The sequence below is a fragment of the Collinsella sp. LCP19S3_F2 genome (assembly GCF_052121015.1).
GTDB lineage: Bacteria > Actinomycetota > Coriobacteriia > Coriobacteriales > Coriobacteriaceae > Collinsella.
In genome coordinates, this window is sequence record NZ_JBQKFA010000003.1 from 252764 (window position 1) to 264905 (window position 12142).

At 61.1% G+C, this 12142-nt stretch carries 10 protein-coding genes; 2 read left to right on the forward strand and 8 right to left on the reverse strand.

The window, feature by feature from the left end; genetic code table 11:
* Positions 1–389: 389 nt before the first annotated feature.
* From ACTQX9_RS04200 to ACTQX9_RS04210, 3 genes are all read right to left on the reverse strand, one after another.
* Complete coding sequence (locus tag ACTQX9_RS04200) at positions 390–1916, reverse strand: FAD-dependent oxidoreductase (RefSeq protein ID WP_441540579.1); 1527 nt, start codon at positions 1914–1916, stop codon at positions 390–392.
* A 491-nt stretch (positions 1917–2407) separates the two neighbouring features.
* Positions 2408–3412, reverse strand: a complete 1005-nt coding sequence (locus ACTQX9_RS04205) for a GGGtGRT protein (protein WP_154518278.1) — start codon at positions 3410–3412, stop codon at positions 2408–2410.
* A gap of 18 nt (positions 3413–3430) precedes the next feature.
* On the reverse strand, positions 3431–4165 hold the full coding sequence (locus ACTQX9_RS04210; protein ID WP_006235554.1) for an iron-sulfur cluster assembly scaffold protein: 735 nt from the start codon (positions 4163–4165) through the stop codon (positions 3431–3433).
* A 404-nt stretch (positions 4166–4569) separates the two neighbouring features.
* Here ACTQX9_RS04210 and ACTQX9_RS04215 point away from each other — a divergent pair, with 404 nt between their 5' ends.
* On the forward strand, positions 4570–5382 hold the full coding sequence (locus ACTQX9_RS04215; protein WP_441540580.1) for a transposase: 813 nt from the start codon (positions 4570–4572) through the stop codon (positions 5380–5382).
* 632 nt (positions 5383–6014) lie between these two features.
* On the opposite strand, the gene sufU is transcribed toward ACTQX9_RS04215, so the two are convergent.
* The 5 genes from sufU to sufC are packed head-to-tail and all read right to left on the reverse strand — an operon-like array spanning position 6015 to position 11368.
* Positions 6015–6449 carry a Fe-S cluster assembly sulfur transfer protein SufU gene (gene sufU / locus ACTQX9_RS04220; protein ID WP_427718807.1) on the reverse strand — a complete coding sequence of 145 codons (435 nt, stop codon included), beginning with the start codon at positions 6447–6449 and terminating at the stop codon, positions 6015–6017.
* On the reverse strand, positions 6442–7767 hold the full coding sequence (locus tag ACTQX9_RS04225) for an aminotransferase class V-fold PLP-dependent enzyme (RefSeq protein WP_229770730.1): 1326 nt from the start codon (positions 7765–7767) through the stop codon (positions 6442–6444). Before ACTQX9_RS04225 ends, sufU begins: the two co-directional genes overlap by 8 nt.
* Positions 7764–9143 (reverse strand): SufB/SufD family protein, encoded by a 1380-nt coding sequence (locus ACTQX9_RS04230; protein ID WP_441540581.1) that lies wholly within the window; start codon positions 9141–9143, stop codon positions 7764–7766. The genes ACTQX9_RS04225 and ACTQX9_RS04230 overlap by 4 nt, the downstream gene beginning before the upstream one ends.
* Positions 9143–10555, reverse strand: a complete 1413-nt coding sequence (gene sufB, locus ACTQX9_RS04235) for a Fe-S cluster assembly protein SufB (RefSeq protein ID WP_117854891.1) — start codon at positions 10553–10555, stop codon at positions 9143–9145. Before sufB ends, ACTQX9_RS04230 begins: the two co-directional genes overlap by 1 nt.
* Positions 10556–10567: 12 nt before the next feature.
* A complete protein-coding gene (sufC, locus tag ACTQX9_RS04240) occupies positions 10568–11368 on the reverse strand; it encodes a Fe-S cluster assembly ATPase SufC (protein WP_441540582.1) in 801 nt (266 codons plus the stop codon).
* Between the two features lie 223 nt (positions 11369–11591).
* Between sufC and ACTQX9_RS04245 the strand changes: the two genes are divergently transcribed.
* Positions 11592–12023 (forward strand): RrF2 family transcriptional regulator, encoded by a 432-nt coding sequence (locus ACTQX9_RS04245; RefSeq protein WP_154518293.1) that lies wholly within the window; start codon positions 11592–11594, stop codon positions 12021–12023.
* Positions 12024–12142 lie beyond the last annotated feature (119 nt).

Below are 12142 nucleotides of genomic sequence, written 5' to 3' on the forward strand. Positions count from 1 at the left end.
AGCATGTTAAAGCGACTGGCTTAGGCTGGTCGCTTTTTTGTTGACCTCGCATGGGGTCGAACCCGAAAGGGCGCGGAGCTGAGGAAATGCGTGAGCATTTACCAGCGCAGCGCGCAAGGCGCGAAGCGCCGCAGCGGCCGCCTGCGCAGCAGGCTGACCCCCTGACGGCCCACCAAAGCATGTTAAAGCGACTGGCTTAGGCTGGTCGCTTTTTTGTTGACCATACATGGGTCGAACCCGAAAGGGCGCGGAGCTGAGAAATCTCCATTGTGATTCCCTTAGGGAAAACACGGCTAAAGCCCCGTAAGCGTGTTCTCCTTAGGGGAATCATGCTTACGGGGCTCGATACATGTTGAGTAATTGTGATCAAGCTCAAGGTGGGAATCGAATCAGTCCGCTCGATAGTGCGATCCGAGGCTTTCGGTCCGTTTGCGCATGGCTTTGACCATTTCCGCTGCCAGCTGAATCTGCGATTGCAGGCGGGCGTAAGCCGCGATTTCGCTGTCATTGACATATGGCTTGCTCAGCATGGTGGCCTCGTCTTGCAGGCTTTCAAGCTCTTGCAGCGCCTTGGAGAGGCCTGCTTCGGTGCGGTTGATCATGCAATAGGTACTCATCGTGTGCTTGAGGCTACGGGTTAGGCGATTGGCGTCTGTTGTGGCAATGCCATGCTGGGGGAGGGCGACATCCGCCTTTGAGGCCACCTCAGGTGCATTCTGTGCTGCTTGGGCTGCCGAGGCGCCCGCGATGCGCCCAAACACGATGCCGTTGGCGCTTGACAGGCCACCAATGCGATCGGCCCCGTGCATGCCGCCTGTCGCCTCGCCGCAGGCATAGAGGCCCTCAACGCCCGTGTATGCGGTCTTGTCGATTTTGATGCCGCCATTGGCGGCGTGGGCATACATCGCCACACGCATCTCGTCGGTCGGCGCGATGCCGTGCTCGTCTTGTAGCCAGGTGGCAAAGGTCTGCACAAACTCGGGGACGTCCTCGCGGGGGAAGTCGTAGTGGAGCGCCAGACCTTCGGTACCCGCTTGATCGATGGCAAGATCGATGGCGCGGGAGGCCAAGCGCGAGGTGAAGGGACCATATCCGGAGCGTTGCTCAAGTAGATCGTCCAGCTTTTCGTCGGCAATATCGACCGGCTGGTCTACATGTACGTAGCGCCAGGTCTTCTCGTTAAAGACAAGGTTGCGCTTGGGCTCGATGAAGCCCGGCATCATCTGCATGAACTCTATATTAGTGAGCGTTGCGCCGTGTGCCAGCGCGATGGCCTGCGAGGAGCTGAGCACGTCGGCGGAAGTGAGGCTTCGCTCGAACAGGCCACCCGTGCCGCCCGCAGCGATGATGGTGGCCTTGGCTGCCATAGGCACGAGATGCTCGTTTGTGCGGTCGTAGAGTACGGCGCCGATAATCTTTCCGGTCGTGTCCTCAACAAGGTCGATAAGCTCGTGGCGGGGGAGTAGGCGAATGCCGAGAGACTTGATCTGGGCCGTACACGCGTCCTCAAGGGGCTTGCGAGTGAGGCCGCGCCAATTGCGCGTCTTATGGTCAAAGCAGGGGATAAACTGCTTTTGCTGAGCGCTCTCAGCGCTTTGCGGACGCTGGAGCTCAACACCTAGATCCTGCTCGAGCCATTGGATGGCCTGGGGAATACCGTGGACGAACGTCTGGACGAGCGTAGGGTCGGCGACGCCGCCGCCCACGGTCTGGACGGTGTCGATGAGGTCCTGTTCGTCGTCTTCGTCGATGGGGCCAATAAGGCCAAGGCCCCAGGTGCCCGGGAAGAAGCTCGATCCGCTCATAGTTTTGCCGGCGCTTGCGACGGCAACGGTCGCGCCCGCGCGTGCCGCTTCTATGGCGGCACAAAGGCCCGCAATGCCAGATCCTATTACCAGTACATCAGTCGATTCCATGGGATTCCTTTCTCGTCCGGCGCATTGTCGCATGGGTGATCGACTAATGCGATGCAAAGGCCGCGCTATTCGGTAAAGGGCGAATATGGCAGGCGGGCGTCGTACGCATTCGCTGGCTTCGTCTCCGGGCATCTCGTATTTCGCTGCAACTGATATATCGGACATTTATTTTGGAGTAGTCAATTTGAGACGGGGGCTTTACGAGCTGTCCTGCGCCTCGGGTCGATCCGCTCGCCACGAAATGGGCCTATCTACTACGTCTGGGCGGTCACCCCCAATCATACCGAGAATTACAAAATTAAAACCGCAGGTAGACGGCTTATTGATTTTCAAAAACCCGGCTATGGTCGAGCTGCGCGGGTTAAACGTAGTAGATGGGCCGTTTTCGTGGAGCAATCCAAAGCGATTGGCTGTTTTGGAATAAAAAAGAGCCGCTACCCGGGTGGATAGCGGCTCCAAGGCTCAACTATATGAGCATCGCGCGGGCGCGATTAGGCCTTGAGGGCCTCCTCGACGGCGACAGCGCAGGCGACGGTGGCACCGACCATGGGGTTGTTGCCCATGCCGATGAGACCCATCATGTCGACGTGCGCAGGCACGGAGGAAGAACCGGCGAACTGGGCGTCGGAGTGCATACGGCCCATGGTGTCGGTCATGCCGTAAGAGGCAGGGCCGGCGCCCATGTTGTCCGGGTGCAGGGTACGGCCAGTGCCGCCACCAGAGGCGACGGAGAAGTACTTCTTGCCAGCCTCGATGCGCTCCTTCTTGTAGGTGCCAGCGACGGGGTGCTGGAAGCGCGTGGGGTTGGTGGAGTTACCGGTGATCGAGATGTCGACGTTCTCGTGCCACATGATGGCAACGCCCTCGCGGACGTCGTCGGAGCCGTAGCAGTTAACGGCAGCACGGGGACCATCGGAGTAGGGGATGGTCTCGACGACCTTGAGCTCGCCCGTGTAGTAGTCGAACTGGGTCTTCACGTAGGTGAAGCCGTTGATGCGGGCGATGATCTGGGCGGCGTCCTTGCCCAGACCGTTGAGGATAACGCGCAGCGGCTTCTTACGAGCCTTGTTGGCGTTCAGAGCCAGGCCGATAGCGCCCTCAGCGGCAGCGAAGGACTCGTGGCCGGCCAGGAAGGCGAAGCACTCGGTGTCGTCGGAGAGCAGCATAGCGCCCAGGTTGCCGTGGCCCAGACCGACCTTGCGGTCCTCGGCGACGGAGCCGGGAACGGTGAAGGCCTGGATGCCCTCGCCGATGATGGCGGCAGCCTCAGAAGCGTTCTTGGCGCCACGCTTGACAGCGAGAGCGCAGCCGAGGGTGTAGGCCCACTCGGCGTTCTGGAAGGCGATGGACTGGGTGTTGTTGACGATCTCACGCGGGTTGAAGCCCTTGTCGGTGCAGATCTGCAGAGCTTCCTCGAGGGAGGCGATGCCGTTGTCGGCGAGGCACTTGTTGATCTTGTCAGCGCGGCGCTCGTAACCTTCGAACGTAACAGTCATAGTTATTTCCCTCCCTTTCTACTCGTGAACCGGGAACACGCTGGCGACGGAGTGAGTCTCCTCGTCGGTGCGCGGGTCGATGTACTTGGCAGCGTTCTCCCACTGACCATAGTGGCCCATGGCGCCAGCGATGGCCTCCTCGGGGGTCTTGCCGGCCTTGACGGCGTCGGTGAACTTGCCGAGGTTCAGGAACTCGAACGCGATGATCTCGTTCTTGTCGTTGAGAGCCATGCGGGTGACGTAGCCCTGAGCGAGCTCGAGGTAACGAGCGCCCTTGGCCTTGGTGCCGAACATGGTGCCGACCTGAGAGCGAAGGCCCTTGCCGAGGTCGTCGAGGGAGGCGCCCACGGGCAGGCCGCCCTCGGAGAACGCGGTCTGGCTGCGGCCGTAAACGATCTGCAGGAAGATCTCGCGCATAGCAACGTTGATGGCGTCGCAGACGAGGTCGGTGTTGAGGGCCTCGAGGATGGTCTTGCCGGGAAGGATCTCGGAAGCCATGGCAGCAGAGTGGGTCATGCCCGAGCAGCCGATGGTCTCAACGAGGGCCTCCTCGATGATGCCGTCCTTGACGTTCAGCGTGAGCTTGCAGGCGCCCTGCTGAGGTGCGCACCAACCCACACCGTGCGTAAGACCGGAGATGTCGGAAATCTCCTTAGCCTGGACCCACTTGCCCTCCTCGGGGATGGGTGCGGGGCCGTGGTATGCACCCTTGGCAACGGGGCACATGTTCTCCACTTCCTGTGAGTACTGCATGCCTCTCCTCTCTATCGTGTTGGCGTCCCGTCTGGAGGTCGTGGCTGGTGATTGCCGGGCGACCCTTCGAAAGGGACATGACATGCAGCCCCTATAATACCGCGAAATGCACGGAATATTCGGCGAACGGCGCAGTTTTCGTAACGAGAAGCGCGGAACTTTCAATTGAAACGATTTAACAACCCTGGTTGCGGTTATGCGTTACGTTATAGGGGGTCAGTTCTGGTCAAGTTATTGGTTAGTTCTTGCCCCTGTTGCGGTGTCTAGCCTGTGGTTATGATGCCATTCGCCGTCGGTTTGCCGCCTTTTACCGTCGACGGGTGCCATTTTGCGTGAATGTTTTTGATGGCACGTTTCAATCGTGATGTATTGGACGGTAAGCAGGTCCCGGCGAAGGGAGCGCCATGCAGCGTGTTTGGAAAACGATCACCGGTTTTTACCATGTCTGTGCCCGCGGTATGGGCAGTCAGCTGATCTTTGAGAGCGACGAGGACCGGTGGGAGTTTTTGGAGCTGATGCGCGACTGCTGCCGCGATGCCCAGGTAACGATTGTGGCGTGGTGCCTCATGGGCGACCATGTGGATTTGGTACTTCTGGATTATGAGGACAACATGAGTGCAGCCATGCAGCGCCTGCTGTTGACGTATGCTCGTCGGTTCAATAAGCGTACCGGGCGATCGGGCTGCCTGTTCCGGGAACGTTTTGAGCGCTGTTCGCTCGATACCGACCGACAGGTGATGGAGGCTGTTCGCTCCGTTCACGCCGATCCGCAGGATGCGGGCATCAACCTAATTGAGCGTTATCCCTGGAGCAGCTTTGCGGAGCATCTGCGCGTTTACGACGGTGACGAGGCAGATGCTACGAGGGGATTTTCCGATCCTTCTTGCGTGCTTGAGCTTTTTGGTTCGGCTAAGGCCTTTATTGCCTATTCGCTTTCGACGCCCGACGGCGGCGATCCGGCGATGCGCGATTTGGTAGAGATGGAGTTGGGGCGGCACGCCTTTGCCGACGAGTTGGCTAAGGGATTCGGGGTTGCGCTCCAGGGGGTTAAAGCGGCGCCGCCGGCGCAGCGCAATATCGTTATTCTTGGCTTGCACGATGCTGGTTTTACGGTGCGCCAGATTGAGCGGTATACGGGGATAAGCAAAAGTACCGCTTCTCGTATTGTGCGCGCCCGTGCTCGAACGGCGGTGCGGACTGATGACAGCCTGGGATAGGGCTGTCTGCCCACTGGGACCATCATTCTAAATGCTTGGACGTTAACTACACTTCTAAATATGCATAGAATGATTGCCGTCTTGCATAAAACAATAGCTCAGTCCGGTTTTGCCCGTGCCTACCCCCGTCCACGCCGTGCAAAAAGCGGAGTTTTCAGCATCGTAGTGCTGTCGGAACTACTATAACCTTGCAACTTGCGGGCCCCGAGACAATTATTTGTCTGCCATTACGCCCCGAAGCACGCGTTTGCGTCCCCGTAGACCGTAATGCCTGTTCTAAAACGCAATATACACGCGCCCGAAGGCGCTAATTTATGCTCGTGATTTGTATGCACATAGCTTGGCGTGCTGAATACTCGCAAAAATGCACGCCGCACCCTATGGGACCCGTCTGCGGCAGGCAGGAGGCGAGCCGGAGCCTAGTAGGACGGTGCCTGGCGCTTTGCTCGGCGTGCCCCGTGGCCCTGTGGCAAGCCTTTGGTACTGTGAATAACGCTTGTGCTTGCGGTTGGCCGTGCGATAAATGAAGATTGGGCGCCGGAAGCGTGGCTGCGCGTGCGCTCGTTATGAAAAAGCCGAGCCGCCCGTATCGGGCGGCTCGGCAATCAAAAACCTTGGATTCGGGGCATCCGTTACTGGTTAGCCTGACCCTCGAGCATGCCGTCGAGGGTGCGCCAGGCGAGCTCGGCGCATTTGACGCGGGCGGGCATGTGTGAGATGTCCTGGAGCTGGGCGGCCTCGTCCAAGTCTTCCAAGTCTTCCTCGGAGAGCTCCTCGCCGCGGATCATGGCGAGGAAAAGCCCTGCCAGACGACGAGCCTCCTCGACCGTTTCGCCCGTGATGAGGTCGGCCATGATGTCGGCGCTGGCCTGGCTGATGGCGCAGCCGTGCCCGGTAAACGAGGCCTCCTCGATCACATCGTTCTCGACACGCAGCTGCAGGGTGAGCTCATCGCCGCAGCTGGGGTTGATACCGTCGTGTTCGTGCGTGGGGGCATCCATCTCGTACTTGTAGTCGGGGTGGGAGTTGTGCTCCATAAACGTGGTGGAGGTGTACAGATTACCCATTGAACGTGCTCCAAACGTGATACAGGCCGGCGATGAACTTATCGATATCGGCCTTGTCGTTGTAGAAGGCCACGCTGGCGCGGCAGCAGGCAAGGTTTTCGACCCCCAGCCAGGTGAGCAGCGGCTGCGCGCAGTGGTGACCGGCACGGATGCAGACGCCGTCCATGTCCATGATGCTCGCGACGTCGTGAGGGTGGATGCCCTTGACGTTAAAGCTCACGACCCCGTGGTGGTTGTCCCAATAGATGGAGCCGATGATCTGGACAAAGTCGAGCTGCATGAGCTCGCCCATCAGGTAGTGGACAAGCGCCTGCTCGCGGGCCTGGATGTTTTCGTAGCCCACCGTATTGACCAGGTAATCAAGCGCCGCGCCCGTGGCGAAGATGCCGGCGGCGTCTTGCGTACCGGCCTCGAACTTCTCGGGGACGGGCGCCCAGGCGGCGTCCTGCTCGGTGACCGAATCGATCATCTCGCCACCGGTAAGCATGGGCGGCATGGCGTTGAGCAGATCCATCTTGCCCCACAGCACGCCGATGCCCATGGGGCCCATGGCCTTGTGCGCGCTAAAGGCAAAGAAGTCGGCTCCCAGATCGGCCACATCGACCGGCATGTGCGGCAGCGACTGCGCGCCGTCGACGACCAGATAGCCGCCGTACTTGTGCACGAGCTTGCCGAGATTCTTGACCGGGTTCTCGACGCCCAGCACGTTAGAGATCTGACCCACGGCCAAGATCTTGGTCTTGGGGCCCACCTTGGCAAGCACTTCCTCGGTCGTGAGCTGACCGGTCTTGGTGGGGTAGAGGTAGACGAGCTTGGCGCCGGTCTCGCGGCAGACCTGCTGCCACGGGATTAGGTTGGAGTGGTGCTCCATGATGGTGATGACGACCTCGTCGCCGGGCTCCAGCACCGTGGGCGCAAAGCTCTTGGCGACCAGGTTGAGCGACTCGCTCGTGTTGCGGGTGAAGACGATCTCATTAGCCTGGGAGGCGCCGATGAGGTCGGCGATCTGCTGACGCACCTTCGCGATGGCCTCGGTGGCCTCGACGGACAGCGAGTACAGGCCGCGCAGGGGGTTGGCGTTCATGCGCTGGTAGAAGTCACGCTCGGCGTCGAGCACACAGGCGGGGCGCTGCGCGGTGGCGGCACTATCGAGGAAGGCGATCTCGGGGTGCTGTTGGAACAGCGGGAACTGCGCCTTGTAGGGGTTGGTCTCGATGTCGACGGTAGGCCAGCCGCGCGAGGCCTCGTCGCTGGCGTCGAATTCCATGGGCTCGGGGGCAGTACAGGTATCGCATTTAACGTGCTCGGTGTCGATCATGCGAGCTCCTCCTCAAAGTTATCGATCAGGTTGTTGCCCAAGCGGACGACGGCGGCGCGGATGCGCTCGTCGGCGGCGGAAAGTGCGGCGTCCTCCAGCTTGGCACGGATGAACAGGTCCTCGGCGTCGTTTTGGTCAAGGCCGCGGCAGGCGAGGTAGAACAGCTGCTCGTCGCGGACGTGGCCGATGGTGGCGCCGTGGTTGCCGGCGACGTCGTCCTCGTCGCAGAGGATGACGGGAACGGTCTTGTTGTCGACGCCCTTGTTGGCCAAGAGCACCGTCTCGCGCTCGGTGCCGACGGCACCCTTGCAGCCGTGCACGAGGTCGATGGTGCCGCGGTAGACCTTCTTGGATGTGCCGGTCAGCACGCCGTTGGCATCGATCTCGCACTCGGTCTTGCGGCCGCGGTGGCGAAGCTCGTAGTTAAAGTCGCGCACCTGTTCGCGGGCACCCAGGTAATCGGTATCGATGGTCACCTTGGCGGTATCGCCCAGCAGGTCGCCGGCAAGGCCGGTGGCGCTGGCGCCAGCACCCAGTACGGTGTGCTGCACGTTGACGCGTGCGCCTTCGTCCAGGAACAGGCCGGTGTCGTCGAGCGCGATCCAGCTGTCGTCGAGCGTCTGCGTGCAGGTCACGTTGACGGTGGCGTACTCGTGAGCACACACGCGCAGCACGGAGCCCACGACGCCCTCGCCGGTAACGGGGGAGTCCAGGGCGATCTGCAGGTCGAGCGTTGCCTGCGGACGGGCAACGACATCGATGGCGGCGATGGCAGCGGCGGCATCGACGCCGCTCACGCGCACGGTAACCGTGGCACGGCCGTAGGCGGGCACATCGATGACGATGCGCTTGGTGGCGTGGCCGGCCAGGTAGGTGTAGGCGGCCTCACCCATGCCAGTCTCGAAGGCCTCGGCGGGGGAGAGCTCCTCCTCGAGCTTGATGGCACCGGCCTGGTAGACAGAGGTGGCGGGCACGTCGAGCTCGGTCTCGGGCGTGATGCGGGCGCGGTCGGCGGCGTCGCCGGGGGCTGAGGCACGGCGCTCGGGGAAGCGCTCGGCCATGGCCTCCATGGCGGTATCGAAGGCGTCGGCCGCACCATGGATCTGCTCGTCCAGGCCCTCGACCTCAACGGCCTCGGCGGGAGCGGCAGCAAGTTCGTCCGAAAGCTCGAGCTTGGTTTGGTTCATCTTGAGCCAGCCCCATGTGGCGGCCGGCATCGCGTTGACGCCCCCGATCTCCTGCAGCACGCCGTCTCGGGGCTCCGACCCTCCTCGCGTACCTTTAGTACGCGTCGTCGGGCTCGTCGCTCCCGATACGTCGCACTGCAGAAGCTCGGATGACGTAAATGCGTTCGGCGTGTTCGTGGTCTGTTTCATTATCCGATCGCTCCTTCCATCTCGAGCTTGATCAGGTTGTTCATCTCGACGGCGTACTCAAGCGGCAGCTCCTTGGAGACCGGGTTGGCAAAGCCGTTGACAATCATGGTGCGGGCCTCTTCCTCCGAGATGCCGCGGCTCATCAGGTAGAACACCTTGTCGTCGCCGATGCGGCCGATGGTGGCCTCGTGGCCGATGTCGACGTTTTTGGCGCGGATGTCCATGGCGGGGATGGTATCGGAGCGGCTTTGGTCGTCGAGCATGAGCGACTGACAGCTCACGGTTGCCTTGGAACCCTCGGCCTTGGGCGTGGCCACGATAGAGCTGCGGAAGGTCTGGATACCACCGCTCTTGGAGATGCCCTTGGTCTCGACGGTTGCCGAGGTATCGGGCGCGTTGAGCACGACTTTGCAGCCGGTATCGAGGTTCTGGCCGGCGCCGGCAAAGGTGATGCCGGTAAAGCTCGAGCGGGCGCGGCGGCCGTTGAGCACGCTCATGGGGTAGAGGTAGCCCACATGGCTGCCGAAGGAGCCGCTGATCCACTCGATGTCGCCGTCCTCGTCCACGCGCGCACGCTTGGTGTTGAGGTTGTACATGTTCTTGGACCAGTTCTCGATGGTCGAGTAGCGCAGGTGCGCACGCTTGCCCACAAAGAGCTCGACAGCGCCGGCGTGGAGGTTTGCCACGTTGTACTTGGGTGCGGAGCAACCTTCAATGAAGTGCAGGTCGGCGTCGTCCTCGACGATGATGAGCGTGTGCTCAAACTGGCCGGCGCCCTTGGCGTTGAGCCGGAAGTAGCTCTGCAGCGGAAAATCGAGCTTGGTGCCCTTGGGCACGTAGACAAACGAGCCGCCCGACCATACGGCGCCGTGCAGGGCCGCAAACTTGTGGTCGGTGGGCGGGATGAGCGTCATAAACTTCTCGTGGATGAGCGGCTCCCACTGCGGGTCGTGCAGAGCCTCCTCGATGCCGGAGTAGACGATGCCCATCTTGGACGCGGTGTCCTGCATGTTGTGGTAGACGAGCTCGGAGTCGTACTGCGCGCCGACGCCTGCCAGGTAGCTGCGCTCGGCCTCGGGGATACCCAGGCGCTCAAAGGTGTTCTTGATGTCGTCGGGCACCGACTCCCAGTCGTGCTTTTGGTCGGTGTTGGGCTTGACGTAGGTGACGATGTTGTCCATGTCCAGGCCCTCGATGGAGGGGCCCCACGTTGGGTCGGGAAAACGGTTGAAGATCTCGAGGGACTTGAGGCGCAGGTCGAGCATCCACTGCGGCTCGTCCTTCTTGGCGCTGATCTCGCGCACGATGTCGGGCGTGATGCCGGCGTCGAGGCGCTCGAATCCCTCCTCGCCATAGGTGAAGTCGTAGAGGCTGCGGTCGATGTCCGCGACCTCGGTGCGGTTCTTGGTCATTGCGTCGCCCCTTTACGCCTGCTGCTCGGCAGCGGCTGCCTCGGCCTGGGCGCGCTGCTCGGCGGCCTCGCGCTCGAAGGCCTCAAAGCCGTTCTTGTCGATCCAGGGGATCAGCGAGGCGTCGTCCTCGCGCACGATGTGGCCCTTGACCATAACGTGGACGCGGTCGACATCCAGGTGCTCCAGGATGCGCGTGTTGTGCGTGATGATGAGCATGGAACCGTTGCAGCTCTTGCGGTAGGCGTCCATGCCGTGGCTGACGGTGGACAGGGCGTCGACGTCCAGGCCGGAGTCGGTCTCGTCCAGGATGGCGAGTTTGGGCTGCAGCAGCAGAAGCTGGAGCATCTCGACCTTCTTTTTCTCGCCGCCCGAGAAGCCTACGCCCAGCTCACGGTTGAGGTAGGCGGTGTCCATGTTGAGCTCGGCCGCGAGCTCCTTGACGCGACGGCGGAATTCCTTGCCCTTCATCTCCAGGCCGGGGCGGCCGGCGATGCTGGCGCGCAAAAAGCTCGACAGCGGCACGCCCGGGATCTCGACCGGAGCCTGGAAGCTCAGGAACAGGCCGGCGCGCGAACGCTTGTCAGCGGTGAGCTCGGTGATGTCCTGGCCGTCAAAGACGATGCGGCCGTTCTGCACGGTGTAGACGGGATCGCCCATGACCAGGTGGCCGAGGGTGGACTTGCCGGCGCCGTTGGGCCCCATCAGCACATGGGTCTCGCCGGCGGCGACGTTGAGGTTGACGTTGTGGAGGATGGTCTTCTCGTCCACGGAGGCGGTCAGACCTTCGATGGAAAGCAGCGGATTTGCGCTCATGCTGTCCCTCTCTGTTTATGGTGTACTCATAGGTGTACTAAACCCTAGGAATCTTCTCGGAATAAAGTTACTATGGGTTCGGCGTTAGTCAAGGGAAAACCCGACTAATCCACTCGACTTTTCAGATGTGGGACATAATAGTCGGGATCGTCTGTCCCACACGCTTGGCATCGGGGGCAAACTCTGCTGATGATTTTTTCTCAAGCGCACCGGGAGGGTAGGTATGCTCATTTCTTCTAAGGGCCGCTATGCCCTCCGTTTGATGATTTATATCGCGGCGCTCGGTGACGCCGAGGGCAAAATCGCCCTGCGCGAGATTGCCGACCGCGAGCATATTTCGCAAAAGTATTTGGAGCAGCTGGTCCGTCCGCTTATGAAGGCGGGCCTGCTCAAGAGTGTGCGCGGCAAGGGCGGCGGCTACATGATGGCCGTGGACCCGGCCGAGGTGCGAGCCGGCGATATACTGCGTGCTGTCGAGGGCAGCACGGCGCCCGTCGCATGCGATGGCATCGATAACAACTGCACTCGCAGCGATCTGTGCTCTACTGTGAAGTTCTGGCGCGGTCTGGACGACGTGATTGAAAAGTACGTCGACGGCGTGACGTTGGCCGACTTGGCGGCCGTGCCCGAGATTAACTTCGATATCAAGCTGTAACTCGAGCACAATTCCTTAAGATTTCGCGGAGGGCGTTATCGTTTGTCGAGTTGTTGTTGTACGACATCGGTCTTGCTGCGATACTTAAATCTATCTTTGCAAACTGCACTTTAACTACA